The sequence below is a fragment of the Rhodoferax sp. ZS1R25 genome, assembly GCF_056521335.1.
The window spans coordinates 1,375,623-1,391,168 of the sequence record NZ_JBWMAZ010000002.1 but is presented as its reverse complement, the minus strand read 5'-3'; the positions used below and the strand labels follow the sequence as shown (position 1 = coordinate 1,391,168).

The 15,546-nt window shown below is 64.0% G+C and carries 12 protein-coding genes; 8 read left to right on the top strand and 4 right to left on the bottom strand.

The features are described from left to right. Positions 1-20: 20 nt before the first annotated feature. Entirely contained in the window at positions 21-3,632 is a 3,612-nt protein-coding gene (gene uca / locus AC097R_RS17345; protein ID WP_479599439.1) for an urea carboxylase, read from the top strand. After that, on the top strand, positions 3,629-5,428 hold the full coding sequence (gene atzF, locus AC097R_RS17340) for an allophanate hydrolase (protein WP_479599438.1): 1,800 nt from the start codon (positions 3,629-3,631) through the stop codon (positions 5,426-5,428). The genes uca and atzF overlap by 4 nt, the downstream gene beginning before the upstream one ends. 19 nt (positions 5,429-5,447) lie before the next feature. Here the strand turns inward: atzF and AC097R_RS17335 are convergent, their stop codons facing one another. Then, positions 5,448-6,221: an SDR family NAD(P)-dependent oxidoreductase gene (locus AC097R_RS17335; RefSeq protein WP_479599437.1), complete on the bottom strand. Its 774-nt coding sequence runs from the start codon at positions 6,219-6,221 to the stop codon at positions 5,448-5,450. 101 nt (positions 6,222-6,322) lie between these two features. On the opposite strand from AC097R_RS17335, the gene AC097R_RS17330 reads away from it, so the two are divergent. Further along, entirely contained in the window at positions 6,323-7,231 is a 909-nt protein-coding gene (locus tag AC097R_RS17330; RefSeq protein WP_479599436.1) for a LysR family transcriptional regulator, read from the top strand. 7 nt (positions 7,232-7,238) lie between these two features. Here AC097R_RS17330 and AC097R_RS17325 read toward each other — a convergent pair whose 3' ends face one another. The 3 genes from AC097R_RS17325 to AC097R_RS17315 all read right to left on the bottom strand — a co-directional run bounded on the left by AC097R_RS17325 (position 7,239) and on the right by AC097R_RS17315 (position 9,812). Then, complete coding sequence (locus AC097R_RS17325; RefSeq protein ID WP_479599435.1) at positions 7,239-7,547, bottom strand: hypothetical protein; 309 nt, start codon at positions 7,545-7,547, stop codon at positions 7,239-7,241. A gap of 190 nt (positions 7,548-7,737) precedes the next feature. Further along, a complete protein-coding gene (locus AC097R_RS17320; protein ID WP_479599434.1) occupies positions 7,738-8,943 on the bottom strand; it encodes a DUF5666 domain-containing protein in 1,206 nt (401 codons plus the stop codon). Further along, positions 8,940-9,812: a DUF6502 family protein gene (locus AC097R_RS17315; protein ID WP_479599433.1), complete on the bottom strand. Its 873-nt coding sequence runs from the start codon at positions 9,810-9,812 to the stop codon at positions 8,940-8,942. The genes AC097R_RS17320 and AC097R_RS17315 overlap by 4 nt, the downstream gene beginning before the upstream one ends. 133 nt (positions 9,813-9,945) lie before the next feature. On the opposite strand from AC097R_RS17315, the gene AC097R_RS17310 reads away from it, so the two are divergent. From AC097R_RS17310 to urtD, 5 genes are all read left to right on the top strand, one after another. Continuing rightward, positions 9,946-10,419 (top strand): hypothetical protein, encoded by a 474-nt coding sequence (locus tag AC097R_RS17310; RefSeq protein WP_479599432.1) that lies wholly within the window; start codon positions 9,946-9,948, stop codon positions 10,417-10,419. 182 nt (positions 10,420-10,601) lie between these two features. Then, a complete protein-coding gene (gene urtA, locus AC097R_RS17305) occupies positions 10,602-11,876 on the top strand; it encodes an urea ABC transporter substrate-binding protein (protein ID WP_479599431.1) in 1,275 nt (424 codons plus the stop codon). A 96-nt stretch (positions 11,877-11,972) separates the two neighbouring features. Then, positions 11,973-13,553: an urea ABC transporter permease subunit UrtB gene (gene urtB / locus AC097R_RS17300; RefSeq protein WP_479599430.1), complete on the top strand. Its 1,581-nt coding sequence runs from the start codon at positions 11,973-11,975 to the stop codon at positions 13,551-13,553. Further along, positions 13,550-14,668, top strand: a complete 1,119-nt coding sequence (urtC, locus tag AC097R_RS17295; RefSeq protein WP_479599429.1) for an urea ABC transporter permease subunit UrtC — start codon at positions 13,550-13,552, stop codon at positions 14,666-14,668. The genes urtB and urtC overlap by 4 nt, the downstream gene beginning before the upstream one ends. Continuing rightward, positions 14,665-15,546 carry an urea ABC transporter ATP-binding protein UrtD gene (urtD, locus tag AC097R_RS17290; protein WP_479599428.1) on the top strand — a complete coding sequence of 294 codons (882 nt, stop codon included), beginning with the start codon at positions 14,665-14,667 and terminating at the stop codon, positions 15,544-15,546. Before urtC ends, urtD begins: the two co-directional genes overlap by 4 nt.

The following is a 15,546-nucleotide window of genomic DNA, read 5'->3' as shown; positions in this document are numbered from 1 at the left end:
CCACCCATGAGGACATCCTTATGTTCGATACCGTTTTGATCGCCAACCGCGGCGCCATCGCCTGCCGCGTGATCCGCAGCCTGAAGGCCTTGGGCCTGCGCTCGGTGGCCGTGTACTCCGAAGCCGATGCCGATTCGCTGCACGTGGCCATGGCCGATGACAGCGTCTGCATCGGCCCGGCGCCGGCCACGCAGAGCTATCTGGACCCGCAGCGCATCCTCGACGCAGCGCGGGCCACGGGGGCCGGTGCCATCCACCCCGGCTACGGCTTTCTGTCCGAGAACCCGGACTTCGCCCAGGCCTGTGAAGACGCCGGCATCGCCTTCGTCGGCCCCACGCCCGCGCAGATGCGCGCCTTCGGTTTGAAGCACACCGCCCGCGCGCTGGCCGAGGCCCAGGGCGTGCCGCTGCTGCCCGGCAGCGGCCTGCTGGCCGACCTCGCCCAGGCGCAGAGCGAGGCCGCACGCATTGGCTACCCGGTGATGCTGAAAAGCACCGCCGGTGGAGGCGGCATCGGCATGCGGCTGATCCGCAGCGATGCCGAGATGGGCCCGGCCTTCGAGGCGGTGCAGCGCCTGGCGCAGGCGAACTTCAAGGACGCGGGTCTGTTCCTGGAAAAGTTTGTCGAACGTGCGCGCCACATCGAAGTACAGCTGTTCGGTGATGGCCGCGGCACCGTGGTTTCCCTGGGCGAGCGCGACTGTTCGGCACAGCGGCGCAACCAGAAAGTGATTGAAGAAACCCCGGCGCCGGGCTTGTCCGACGCCACCCGCACTGCCTTGCAGCAGACCGCCGTGCGCCTGGCCGAAGCCGTCAACTACCGCAGTGCCGGCACGGTGGAATACGTGCTTGACGCCGACACCGGCGCCTTCTATTTCTTGGAGGTCAACACCCGCCTGCAGGTGGAGCACGGCGTGACCGAGCAGGTGACGGGCGTGGACCTGGTGGCCTGGATGCTGAAGCTGGCGCGCGGCGACGATTTCGCGCTGGATGTGCCCGCGCCGCAGGGCGCATCGATCCAGGTGCGGCTCTATGCCGAAGACCCGGCGCGCAACTTCCAGCCTTGTGCGGGGGGCCTCACCGAAGTTGTATTCCCCGTCGACGCGCGCATCGAAACCTGGGTCGCCACCGGCAGCGAAGTACCGCCCAACTACGACCCGATGATCGCCAAGCTGATCGTCACCGGCCACGACCGTGCCGACGCCGTCGCCAAACTGCAGGCCGCGCTGGCTGCGACACGTCTGGCGGGCATAGAAACCAATCTGCGCTATCTGCGAACCGTCGCCGCCGACCCGGTGTTTGTCGAGGGCCGCATGGTCACACGCAGCCTGGCCGATCTGCACTACCAGCCGCAGGCACTGGAGGTGCTGGAGGCCGGTGTGCAGACCACCGTGCAAGACCACCCCGGCCGCGTCGGCTACTGGGCCGTCGGCGTGCCGCCGAGCGGGCCGATGGACGACCTAGCAATGCGCCTGGCGAACCGGCTGGTCGGCAATGCAGCGAACGCGGCGGCGCTCGAATGCACGCTCAGTGGCCCCAGTCTGCGCTTCCATGCAGATACTGTCATCGCAGTCTGTGGCGCCGCGATGGCCGTCAGCGTAGACGGCGTGGCACTGCCGCTGTGGCAGTCGCACACGGTCAAGGCTGGCAGCGTGCTGAAGCTAGGTGCCGTGCAGGGCGCCGGCGCGCGCACCTATCTGGCACTGCGTGGCGGGCTGGATGTGCCGTTGTACCTGGGCAGCCGATCCACCTTCACGCTGGGCCAGTTCGGCGGCCATGCGGGGCGCACCTTGCGGGTCGGCGACATGCTGCATATCGGTGCCGATGCCGTCGCCGAGCCGCTGGCTGCCTTGCCCGCCGAAGTGGTGCCGGTCTACCAGAACCACTGGGACATCGCCTTGCTCTACGGCCCGCATGGCGCGCCGGATTTCTTCACCGATGCCGACGTGCAAATGTTCTTCGGCACCGCTTGGCAGGTGCACTACAACTCCAGCCGCACGGGCGTGCGGCTCATCGGCCCCAAGCCCGAATGGGCGAGGCGCGACGGCGGCGAGGCGGGGTTGCATCCGTCGAACATCCACGACAACGCCTATGCCATCGGTGCGATCGACTTCACCGGCGACATGCCGGTCATCCTGGGGCCCGATGGCCCCAGCCTGGGCGGCTTTGTCTGCCCGGCCGTGGTGCTGGCCAGCGAGCGCTGGAAGATGGGCCAGCTGCGCCCCGGCGACAGCGTGCGCTTCCGCTGCGTGACGGCCGATGAGGCCCTGGCCTTACAAGCCGCGCAGGTAAACCGCATCGCCAATCTTGCCTGGACCCCACCGGCGATTCCGCAGCGCAGCGAGGCTGTCGGCTCGCCCATCCTGGCCCAGCGCGCCGCGCAGGGCGAACGCCCGGCGTTGGTGCTGCGCCAGGCGGGTGACCGTTACGTGCTGGTCGAGCTGGGCGATGCGGTGCTGGACATCGCGCTGCGGCTGCGGGTGCACGGCCTGATGCAGGCCCTACAGGCGCAAAGCCTGCCGGGCATTGTCGATCTGACACCCGGCATCCGCTCGCTGCAAATACATTTTGAGCCGCTAGCCCTCTCCGTATCTGCGCTGGTAGCTGCGATTTTTGTAGCAGACGATGCCTTGGGTGATACCGACGACCTAGTCGTTCCATCCCGCACCGTGTACCTGCCACTGAGCTGGGACGACAGCGCAACGCGTTTGGCGATCGAAAAATACATGCAGTCGGTGCGGCCCGACGCACCCTGGTGCCCGAGCAATATCGAGTTCATCCGCCGCATCAACGGCCTGGACAGCATCGCCGAAGTGCAGCGGACTGTGTTCGACGCGCGCTACCTGGTGCTGGGCCTGGGCGATGTCTACCTGGGCGCACCGGTAGCCACGCCGCTGGACCCGCGGCACCGCCTGGTGACCACCAAATACAACCCGGCGCGCACCTGGACGCCGGAGAACGCGGTGGGCATTGGCGGCGCCTACATGTGCGTCTACGGCATGGAAGGCCCGGGCGGCTACCAGTTCGTCGGCCGCACCTTGCAGATGTGGAACCGCTGGCGCGATGCGGCCAGCGGCGCCCCGGCTTTCGAGTCCGGCAAGCCCTGGCTGCTGCGCTTCTTCGACCAGATCCGTTTCTACCCGGTGGGCGAAGAAGAACTGCTGAAAATCCGCCGCGACTTCCCGGCCGGGCGCTACCCGCTGCGGGTGGAGGAGGGCACGTTCAGCCTGCACGACTACAGAAGCTTCCTGGCCGACAACGCCAACGACATCGCCGCCTTCCGTGCGCTGCAAGGCCAGGCGTTTGAGGAAGAGCGCGAGCGCTGGCGCGTCGCCGGTCAGGCCGAATACGTGGGCGAACCCGAAGCGATGGACGCTGCAGTCTCGCAAGACGACTTGCCCCCCGGCGCCCGCAGCGTGGCCAGCGCCGTACCCGGCAGCGTGTGGAAAGTCTTGGTGGCCGAAGGCGACAGCGTGGCCGAGGGCGATGCGCTGCTGGTCATCGAGTCGATGAAGATGGAATTCACCGTCGCCGCGCCATGTGCCGGCACGGTGTGGCGCCTCGCCTGCCGCGAAGGCAGTGGCGTGGCAGCAGGGCAAGACGTGGTGGTGATCCAGGAAGCACAAGCATGAACAAGACAGATATTTCCCTCAGCCTGGGCGCGTTGCAGCAGGCCTACCGCGACGGCAGCTTGACGCCGTTGCAAGTCGTCGAGCAGGTAGTGAAGGCGATTGGCGACGACCCGCATACCGCGTGGATTCACTGCATCGATGGCGCCGCGTTGCGCGCCCGTGCCCAAGCCTTGATGGAGCGCGGCCCCGAGGGCCTGCCACTGTGGGGCGTGCCTTTCGCCATCAAGGACAACATCGACCTGGCCGGTGTACCGACTACTGCCGGCTGCCCGGCCTACGCCGACACACCTGAGGTCAGCGCCTTCGTGGTCCAGCGACTGCTCGACGCAGGTGCCATCGCCATCGGCAAGACGAACCTGGACCAGTTCGCCACCGGCCTGAACGGCACGCGTTCGCCGTATGGCGCCTGCCGTAACTCTTTCAACCCCGACTTCGTATCCGGTGGTTCCAGTGCCGGCTCGGCCGTGTCGGTCGCGCTGGGCCATGTGAGCTTTTCGCTGGGTACCGATACCGCAGGTTCCGGCCGCGTGCCGGCGGGCTTCAATAACCTCGTCGGACTGAAACCCAGCCTGGGCCTGCTGTCCACCAGTGGCGTGGTGCCGGCTTGCCGCTCGCTGGATGCGGTGTCCATCTTCGCGCTGACCGCCGACGACGCGCAGCAGGTGTTCGCCGTCGCCCATGGCTATGACGCGCAGGACGCTTATGCGCGCCCGACCCAGCCACACGGCCATGACTTCGGCCGGGCCGCCCACCCGCGCCTGGGCGTGCCGCGTGCCGACCAGCTGCAGTTCCTGGGCGACAGCGGCTATGCCCAGTGCTTCGAAGAGGCCCGCGCCCATGCGCTGGCCTTAGGCGCAGAGCTGGTCGAGATCGACTTCGAGCCCTTCTTCGAAACCGCGCGTTTGCTCTACGAAGGCCCGTGGGTCTCAGAGCGCTACCAGGCCATCCGCGCCTTCATTGACGCGCAGCCGGATGCCGTGTTTCCTGTCACCCGCGAGATCACGCTCGGCGGTGCCAAGCCGCTGGCGGCCGATGCGTTTGCCGCCCAGTACCGCTTGCGCGCGCTGGCCCAGCGCTGCGCCGCCGTGTGGGCCAGCATCGACTGCATGCTGTTGCCAACCTCGCCGACCATCCACCGCATTGACACCATGCTGGCCGAGCCGATTGCGCGCAACAGCGACTTCGGCGTCTACACTAATTTCGTGAATCTGCTGGACTATGCCGCCATCGCCGTGCCCGCCGGCTTCCGCGCCGATGGCTTGCCGTTCGGCATCACTTTCGTGGCCCCGGCGCACCAGGACCAGCCGCTGCTGCACCTGGCCCAGCGTTGGCAGCAGAGTCTGCAGGGCAGGGCGGCGAGGCTGGGCGCAACTGGCCATGCGGCAGTCGCGTTTACAGTGGCCAAGGCTGTCCCTTCCGGCCAGATCCGGGTGGCAGTCTGCGGCGCGCACCTGCAAGGCCAACCACTGAACCCACAGCTCACCAGCCGCGGTGCCCGCCTGGTGCAGCGCACCACCACCGCGCCCGAATACCGTCTCTACGCCTTGCCCGATGGCAAGCGCCCAGGCCTGGCCCGTGTGGCCGAGGGCGGCGCGGCCATCGAAGTGGAAGTGTGGGAGTTACCCGGCACGCAGTTCGGCAGCTTTGTTGACGGCATTCCGGCGCCGCTAGGCATAGGCCGGACGCTGCTGGCCGATGGCAGCGCCGTGGCGGGCTTTATCTGCGAACCGTCGGGGCTGGATGGTGCCAAAGACATCACCGGGTTTGGCGGCTGGAGGGCGTACAAGGCCGCTTAGGTCTCGCACGCCGTGCCGCTTACAGAAACATGCCGCCCGATGCTTCAATGCGCTGGGCGTTCACCCAGCGGTTGGCGGGTGTCAGCAGCGAGGCAATCATGGCACCAATGTCGTCCGGCACACCGGTGCGGCCCAGCGCGGTGTTGCTGGCCACGAAGGCGTTGAGCTGCGCGTTGTCGCGCACGGCGCCACCGCCAAAGTCGGTCTCAATCGCGCCGGGGGCCACCACGTTCACCGCAATGCCGCGCGGGCCCAGTTCCTTGGCCATGTAACGCGTGAGCGTCTCGATCGCACCCTTCATGGCGCCGTAAGCCGCGTAGCCGGGCAGGGCGAAGCGGGCCAGACCACTGGACAGGTTCACGATACGTCCGCCGTCGTTCATCAGTGGCAGCAACTTTTGCGTGAGGAAGAACACGCCCTTCAAGTGGATGTTCATCAGCGTGTCGAACTGCGCTTCGGTGGTTTCCATCAGGCTGGCGTGGATGCCCACACCGGCGTTGTTCACCAGGTGGTCAAACCGTTCGCGCTGCCAGGTGGTGGCCAGCGCGGCCTTTACCTGTTCTGCAAAACCCGCAAAGCTGGCGCTGTCGCCGGTGTCGAGTTGCAGGGCCACGGCGCGGCGGCCCAGCACGGTGATTTCGGCAACCACTGCCTGGGCTTCGGCGGCTTGGCTGCGGTAGGTGAGGATGACGTCGCTGCCATTGCGTGCGATGTGCAGTGCGGTGTTTTTACCCAGGCCGCGGCTGCCGCCGGTGACGAGCGCGATGGGGGTGGTGTTGGTGCTGGTAGACATGGTCGCTTCCTTGGTGGGTTGGGGATGGAAGCGAGTCTATTGAGTGGCGTGGATTTGATAAATATCTAGATATTGATTGGTTTGTTCGTAACAATTGAACAATGAGCACTCTGGACCGTATGCAAATCTTCACCCGCGTGGCCGAACTGGCCAGCTTTACGCAGGCGGCCGACGCACTGGGCCTGCCCAAGGCCAGTGTGTCTACCGCCGTGCAGCAGTTGGAGGCCGAACTGGGCACGCGCCTTTTGCACCGCACCACGCGCAAGGTGCAGCCCACACAGGACGGTCAGGCGTTTTACGAGCGATGCAAGGATCTGTTGGCCGATGTGGACGAGGTGCAAACCATGTTCCAGCAGCAGGGCGCGCAGAACCTGCGGGGCAGAGTGCGCATCGACATGAGTACGGTAATGGCACGCAATGCCATCATCCCGCGCCTTCCCGAGCTGCTGGCCGTGCACCCGCTGTTGGAGCTGGAGATCAGCAGCACCGAGCGGCGGGTGGACCTGGTGCGCGAGGGCTTTGACTGCGTGCTGCGCGTGGGCCCGGTGGGTGACAGCAGCCTGATCGCGCGCCCGCTGCCGCCGCTGCGCATGGTGAATGTGGCCAGCCCGGCCTACCTGCAGGCGCACGGCACGCCGCACACGCTGGCCGACCTGGCCCAGCACCACCTGGTGCACTACGCCAGCACCCTGGGCGCCAAGCCCGGCGGTTTTGACTACAGCGACAACGGCGAAACGCGCAGCCTGCCCATGCAAGGCGCCATCACGGTGAACAACGCGGGTGCCTATACCGCTGCCTGCCAGGCCGGGCTGGGCATCATCCAGGCGCCGGCTGTGGGTGTGCGCCTGTTGTTGCAACAAGGCTTGTTGGTGGAGGTGTTACCCCAGCACGCAGCGCCGCCCATGTCACAGACGCTGCTGTATGCCAACCGACGCAACCTGTCCAAACGTGTGCGGGTGGTGATGGACTGGATGGCCGAGGTGGTCGGCGACTACGTGCAGACGGTGTAGCCCGAATTCAGGCGGCTTCGCCGTCGGTGGCCTGGCGGGCTTTGACTTCCTGCGCCAGTGCATCGGTGGCGTCTTCCAGCACCTTCACGGACTCGTTCAAGCGCTTCTCCAATTCGTCGGTGCGGGCGATCGCATGCCCTACATCTTCATGGCTCACTTCTTCCGGAATCCGGTTGTCCAACACCGCGTGGACCACCCCCAGTTCTTCGGCAACTTCTTTGATGTCGTCAGTGGCCTGCTTTTGGGCATCCAGCGCGTCAGCGATGGCGTCTGGCAACTCTGCGGCCTGTGTCTGTGCGGGTGGCGTAGTTGGCATGTCGGGCTTGCTGGTTGGTGAATAAAGACGTGTCTGTCCGCAAGGCTTGCGGTAGGCACACCTGGCCCAGTATAGATTGGGCCAGCTTTTACGGTACCCAAAGGGTGGCAGGTGCCGCCCACCCTTGCGGGACAAAGTCTATTCAGGCCCTCTGAATGATTGATTGGTTTGCTACTAAAACAGTAGCAAATCACTTGCCCCGTGTTTTGTTGTTAAAACCACCAGGTTCGCCGGCTGATTTGACGGTGTCCGTCGGCCCCCCCGGCGCTGACGTGCCCACAGGCGTGGGCCCCGTGCCATTGCGTGGGCCATCCGGGCCTTCTGTCGTCGCACCGGATACGCCGCCAACATGAGGCGCTGCCGGTGCTTCGTGGACCTCAACGCGTTCCGCAACCACATGCCCCGACGCGTCGACGCTGCCAAAGATCCGCAGGCGCTGTTCACTGCCTTGGAACACAGCCTCCCGTTGCGCCGCACTGACGGCGCCGCCCAAGGCGATGGGGCCTTGGCCCAGGTCGATGTAACCGTTTCCGGCATTTCGGGCATAGCCTTCCAGCACCACCTTGTCCACGGCTCCCAGCAGTGCACGTGTGGGTTGCACGCGCACGCTGCTGGCGGTCATCCGTTCGCCATCCCACACGCCCTGGACCTGCAACTCCTTGCCGCTGGCGGCGGCCCACCAGGTGCGCAGCGCCTCCCAGAGGCCCAACGCGGAGGTACTGATCGCTGCTGTCCCGATCTGGATGCTGCCACCGCGCACATGGGCCACACCAGTCAGTTGCGCCTGTGCCTGGACAGTGGTCGCCTGCAGATGGGTTGCCAGCAGCTCATCACTGCCCAAGCGGTAGCCGCTAACCCGCACCCAGGTGCCGGGCCGCATATGGGTCCATTGGTCAGCGCTGGCCGACCAGTGTGCCGTTTGACCGAGGATGCGGAGTTCGCCGCGCGCCATGTCCACCTCGTCCACGGGCCCCACGGCCAGATGCAGCAATGCAACGTGCCGTGCCTGCAGTTCGTCCCCATTTCCCTGGGCCTGGACCACTACCAGTTGTCCCACTTCCAGCGCGCCAGCGCGCGTCGCGGCCCCGTTGTCGCTGATGGGCGTGGCATCGTTGTAGTGCACCTCTACGCCGTTGACGCAAATGCTGGCAAACCCGGTGATCACGCCCACAATGCCGGTGCCGCCTATGCCGGGCGCTAGCGCGACATCACCAGTTCCGCCTATGCCCGGCCGGATCGCCAGATTGCCGGTGCCACCGATGCCCGGCGCCATCGCCTGCGGGTTGACGAGAGAGTCGCCATGGCCGCACAGGTTGGCCGCTTGCCCCGGCAGCGCCAGCATGCATACAGCAGCCAGCAGCACGCTGCGCGACAGGAGGTTCAACATTCGTCTCATGGCCGTGGTGTCCCGGGAGCCGTGGTGGTATCCACCGGTGCCGCTGGCTCGGTATAAAAGTACACGCCGAAGGTCATGCGCTGGCGGACCGCCGGGCGTTCCGCATCCTGGCGTTCCAGTTCCAACGCCGACTGGTTGATGTCCAACAGGGCTTTCATGCCAGCTTCGCGCGTTTGCGCGCTCAGCTGCGCGATGGACTCCGGACTGAGCGCGTCGTATTGCACGCTGCGTTCCAGAAACGGCGGCTGCACGCCCAGCAGATTGCTGGCGGCGGCTGCGGCATGGTCGTGCAGGTTGTGGCCCAGGTAGAAAGCTTTTTCGTCGAAGCCCACACTGGGTACGAAGGCGCTGGTGTTCAGGCACACGCGGCTGCTGTCGTCCAGATGGGCCACCCCCAGGCGCAGCCACTCGTCCAGTACCACCCGCGAGCGGATGTCGCTGTTCACGCTGGCGACCAGTGCTTCAAAAGATTGTTCTCCCCCGTCGCTGGCAAACCGAGGCAGAGGCCGCGGGTTGCCGTCATCGTCCAGGTAGCGGGAGGTGCCCAGCCACAGGGCAACCAGCTGGGCGCCGAGAGACACCACATCGGGCATGCCGTCAGAGGTCTCTCGGAGTTCTGTCCGCAAACGGCTCACGTCTTTGCGGTGCACGCCCGTCATCACGCTAATACGGCTGTCGGTAGGGGGCTTGGCGTCAGACCGGAATTCGGCTTCGGCCACCTCCACAAAGATGCTCTTGAGCAATTCCGTGAGGTAGGGGTAGGTCATGCCCTGCGCCATCATCAATCGGACCAGTGGCCGCAGCACGCGCCGCAGGGCCCGCACCAGGGCAGGCGCAGGGGTGGCGGAGGCGGCGTTGATGGAGTCCATGGACGTAAATGTAACTTATTTGTGGGAAAAATTTACACAAAATTCTTGACGTGGGAAATTTTCCCTCGTATAGTTCGTTTGCGTGGGAAAAATTCACACGCTAATTTGAAACTTTAACCAAAGGAAATTGACCATGACATCGTTTTACAAACCCGCCATTGCCTCCGCTATCACCGTACTGATGGGCGTGCTGGCCTCGCCTGCCATGGCCCACAAGGGTGGTCCGGCCGGTGGCCCTGCAAACAGCAGCAGCGCTTCCGTCAGCGCCACGACCAGCACGGCGGCCGCAGCCACAACCACAGCCGTTGGATCGGCCACCACTACGACCAACACCGCGGCGACGTCGACCCGCCAAGAGCCGCCCAAGCCACTGGCACGCCAAGAAGGCTCGGAGTCCAACAGCAGTGCATCCGGCACCGAGCAGGCATCCGATGTACCACGCGAGCCCCGTGGTCGCGGTGAGGGTCCCTTGCACATGCGCCGCGGCCGTGGCCCTGGTGATCTGCCGCCTGCGGCGCCTGCCGATAGCACGGCTACTGACACTACCGCCAGCACCACCACCACGGCGGCGGATTCCAGCACTACGACAACGACGACCACCCAGTAATACGGGTCTTCTGCAGGGGCCTTCGTGCCCCTGCAGGACGGGCATGCAGAGGGTGTACGCCACTAGGCGTATTTCCGCTTTCAAGGGGCATCTCTACAGTTGAACCATCGGATCGCAGAGCCACTTCAAGCAAGGGCTCTGGGGTACGTGAATCGGATTTTTTAACCCTCGGAGAAGCCCACATGCAACGCCAGAACTCTCGCCGTTTTACCCTGAAGGCACTTACTGCTGCCGTCGCCCTGACCACCTTGTCCGCCGTGCCTGCCTTTGCTGCAGACACCATCAAGGTCGGTATCCTGCACAGCCTGTCCGGCACCATGGCCATTTCGGAAACCGTGTTGAAAGACACCGTGCTGATGGCCATTGACGAAATCAACGCCAAGGGCGGCGTGTTGGGCAAGAAGCTCGAACCCGTGGTGGTCGACCCTGCTTCCAACTGGCCCCTGTTTGCTGAAAAAACCAAACAGCTGCTGACGCAAGACAAGGTGGCCGTCATCTTCGGTTGCTGGACCTCGGTGTCTCGCAAGTCCGTGTTGCCTGTGGTTGAAGAATTGAACGGCCTGCTGTTCTACCCTGTGCAGTACGAAGGTGAAGAGCTGTCCAAGAACGTGTTCTACACCGGTGCAGCCCCTAACCAACAAGCCATTCCCGCTGTCGACTACCTGATGAGCAAAGAAGGCGGCGGCGCCAAGCGCTGGGTGCTGCTGGGCACCGACTATGTGTACCCCCGCACCACCAACAAGATCCTGCGCGCTTACCTGAAGTCCAAGGGCGTGAAGGAAACCGACATTGACGAGAAATACACACCGTTTGGCCATAGCGATTACCAAACCATCGTGGCTGACATCAAGAAGTTCAGCGCTGGTGGCAAGACCGCCGTGGTGTCCACCATCAACGGTGACTCCAACGTGCCCTTCTACAAGGAACTGGGCAACGCCGGCCTGAAGGCCAAGGACGTGCCCGTGGTTGCCTTCTCTGTGGGTGAAGAAGAGCTGCGCGGCGTGGACACCAAGCCACTGGTGGGACACCTGGCTGCCTGGAACTACTTCCAGTCCATCAAGAACCCTACCAACACCGAGTTCATCAAGAAGTGGTCTGACTACGCCAAGGCCAAGGGCATCGCTGGCCACAAGGACAAGCCTTTGACCAACGACCCGATGGAAGCGACCTACATCGGTATCAACATGTGGAAGCAAGCCGTGGAGAAAGCCAAGTCCACCGACGTGGACAAGGTTATTGCGGCCATGTCTGGCCAGACCTTCAAGGCACCTAGCGGCATTGTCTCCAAGATGGACGAGAAGAACCACCACTTGCACAAGTCGGTGTTCATCGGCGAAATCAAGGCTGATGGCCAGTTCAACGTGGTGTGGAAGACACCCGGCCCTGTGAAGGCCAAGCCATGGTCTCCATACATCGAAGGCAACGACGTCAAGCCTGACGAACCCGTCAAGAAGTAAGGCGAAGGCAGGGAGAGGCTAAGTTTCTTTAGCCAAAGCCGCCACTGCCTGTTCGGGCTGTGGCGGCTTGTTTTATTTACCCGGAGAAGTTGGCGTATGCCAAAACGACTATTTCATTTGCTGGCCATCGCTATTGTTTTAATAGCTACCCGCGCCCAGGCGCTGACGGCCAACGAGGCAAAAGCCATGGCAGTGGGCGAGGGCGATGCGCGTATCGAAGCCCTGCGCGCCGCAGTGGCAGGCGCCGATGCCAACACCGTGCGCTTTCTGCAGGCGCTGTCTGACGACGCCGTGAAGGTGATGGGCGACCGTCCGGTACTGGTAGTGGATGGCATGGGCGTAGACCCCGTGACCAACGCCGAAGTGGTGCTGACCGACAGCGCCGAGGATGTGATGAACAACAACCGCATGCGCGGTGAGCTGGACACCGCGCTGGCCGCGGTGAAACTGCTTTCCACCGATGTGAAGGTGCGCCGCGACGCGGTGAAGACCCTGCAGGGTGAGGTGGACGAAAGCAAGCTGCCGCTGATCGAGAAAGCACTGGCCGCCGAGACCGTGCCCGATATCAAGGAGCAGATCACGCTGCTGCGCGCTGCTGCACTGTTGGGCAGCGCCGACACGGCGAAGCGCCTGGAAGCCGCAGGCTCCTTGGGCGACAGTGCGCTGGCCGCCACCAAAACGCTGCTGGTGGAGCGCCTGAAGGTTGAGACCGATGGCGCCGTGAAAGCCGCGCTCGACAAGAGCCTGCGCGCACTGGAATCGCGCCTGGCCTGGGGCGACCGCCTGGGAGCGATTTTTAGCGGTATCAGCCTGGGCTCCATCCTGCTGTTGGTGGCGCTGGGCCTGGCCATTACCTATGGCCTGATGGGTGTGATCAACATGGCCCACGGCGAACTGATGATGATTGGCGCCTACGCCACCTACGTGGTGCAGGGTGTCTTCCAGAAATACCTGCCCGGAGCGTTTGACTGGTACCTGCTGGCCTCGCTGCCCGTGGCCTTCATGGCGTCAGCCTTGGTGGGCGCGGCGCTGGAGCGCGGGGTGATCCGCTTCCTCTATGGCCGCCCGCTGGAAACGCTGCTGGCCACCTGGGGTATCAGCCTGATGCTGATGCAACTGGTGCGCACGATCTTTGGCGCGCAAAACGTGGGCGTGGAAAACCCCAGCTGGATGAGCGGCGGCGTGCAGGTCATGGGCAATTTGTCCTTGCCCTACAACCGCCTGGTCATCGTGGGCTTTGCCTTTGCGGTGTTGCTGGGCGTGTGGTTTTTGATCGAGAAAACCCGGCTGGGCCTGTTCGTGCGTGGCGTCACGCAGAACCGCCCCATCGCCAGCTGCATGGGCGTGAACACGGCCCGCATTGACACCTACGCGTTTGCACTGGGCAGCGGCATTGCCGGCCTGGCCGGTTGCGCGCTGAGCCAGGTAGGCAACGTGGGGCCTGACTTGGGCCAAGGTTACATCGTGGACTCGTTCATGGTGGTGGTGCTGGGCGGTGTGGGCCAGCTGGCCGGCACCGTGTACGCCGCGCTGGGCCTGGGCGTGCTCAACAAATTCCTGGAAGGCTGGACTGGCGCCGTGCTGGCCAAAATCGCCGTGCTGGTCTTCATCATCATCTTTATCCAGAAACGTCCCCAGGGCATCTTTGCCATGAAGGGCCGGAGCGCAGAAGCATGAGTACCTCCCCCGTTTCTACCCTCGTTCTCCCTTCGCCCCAACCCCTGCTCAGCCGCAGTGGCTGGGGTGCCTGGCTGGGTGCCCTGGTGGTGCTGTGCGCACTGGTGCCGGTGCTTAACCTGCTGGTGCCCGTGGGCAGCGTGTTCCACCTGAGTGACTTTGCTGTGGGCCTGGTGGCCAAGATCATGTGCTACGCCATCTGTGCGTTGGCCATGGACCTGATCTGGGGCTACACCGGCATCCTGAGCCTGGGCCACGGCGTGTTCTTCGCGCTGGGCGGCTACGCCATGGGCATGTACCTGATGCGCCAGATTGGCCTGGACGGAAACTACAAAAGCGCCTTGCCCGACTTCATGGTGTTTCTGGATTGGAAGACCTTGCCCTGGCACTGGACCTTCTCGGACAGCTTTGTCGCCACGCTGCTGTTTGTGGTGCTGGTGCCCGGCCTGGTAGCGCTGGTGTTTGGCTTCTTCGCTTTCCGCTCGCGCATCAAGGGGGTGTACTTCTCCATCATCACCCAGGCCATGACGTTTGCGGCCATGCTGCTGTTCTTCCGCAACGAAACGGGCTTTGGTGGCAACAATGGCTTCACCGACTTCAAGCGGATTCTGGACATTCCGATTGCCACTACCAGCATGCGCATGACGCTGTTTGTGCTGACGGCCGCCACGCTTCTGGCCTTCTTCCTGATGGCGCGCTGGTTGGTGAACAGCAAGTTTGGCCGCGTGCTGCAGGCCGTGCGCGATGCGGAAACCCGCGTCATGTTCAGCGGCTACAACCCCATTGGTTACAAGCTCACCATCTGGGTCATCTCGGCCATGATGTGCGGCGTGGCCGGGGCCCTGTATGTGCCGCAGGTCGGCATCATCAACCCCAGCGAAATGAGCCCGGCCAACTCGATCGAGATTGCCGTCTGGGCTGCCGTGGGCGGGCGTGCCACGCTGATTGGCCCGGTGGTGGGGGCCTTCATCGTCAACGGCGCCAAGAGTTGGCTGACTGTGACCTACCCTGAGTTTTGGCTGTACTTTTTGGGCGCGCTGTTCATTGGCGTGACCCTGTTCCTTCCCGATGGAGTGGTGGGCTTGATCAAGAAACTCAAGGGAGGCAAAGCATGACTCCCGATCTGTTGGAACAAGGCGCCAAGCGCGTTCAGGAGCATATGGCCGCACTGGCGGCCCAGTCCGGGCAAACCGAGTCGGGCGGCCGTGCGGCGGGCTTTTCGCGCGTGGCCAAGGCTGGTGAGGTGGATGTCACCCACGGCCGCATCCTCTACCTGGAAGACGTGAGCGTGAGCTTCGATGGTTTCAAGGCCATCAACAAGCTGAGCCTGGACATTGCGCCGGGTGAGCTGCGCTGCATCATTGGTCCCAACGGTGCGGGCAAGACCACGATGATGGACATCATTACCGGCAAGACGCGGCCTGACTCGGGCACCGTGTTCTTCGGCAGCACCATCGACCTGCTGCGCTTCAAGGAAGCCGAGATTGCGCAGCTGGGCATTGGCCGCAAGTTCCAGAAGCCTACGGTGTTTGAGCAGCTCACGGTGTTCGAGAACCTGGAGCTGGCGCTGAAGACCAACAAGGGCGTGAAAGCCTCGATGTTCTTCACGCTGGACTCGGCGCAAAGTGACCGCCTGGCCGAGGTGCTGCACACCATCCATTTGGCCGATAGCGTGGGTCGCCTGGCTGGCAACTTGAGCCACGGACAAAAGCAGTGGCTAGAAATTGGCATGCTGCTCATGCAAGACCCCAAGCTGCTGCTGCTGGACGAACCCGTGGCCGGCATGACCGATGAGGAAACCGAGCGCACGGCCGAGCTGTTTCTCACCCTGAAGGGCAAGCACTCGCTCATGGTGGTGGAGCACGACATGAGCTTTATCCGCACCATCAGCGACATCGTCACCGTACTGTGCGACGGCTCGGTGCTGGCGCAGGGCACGCTGGACCAGGTGCAGTCGGATGAGCGGGTGATTGAGGTTTATCTGGGACGCTAA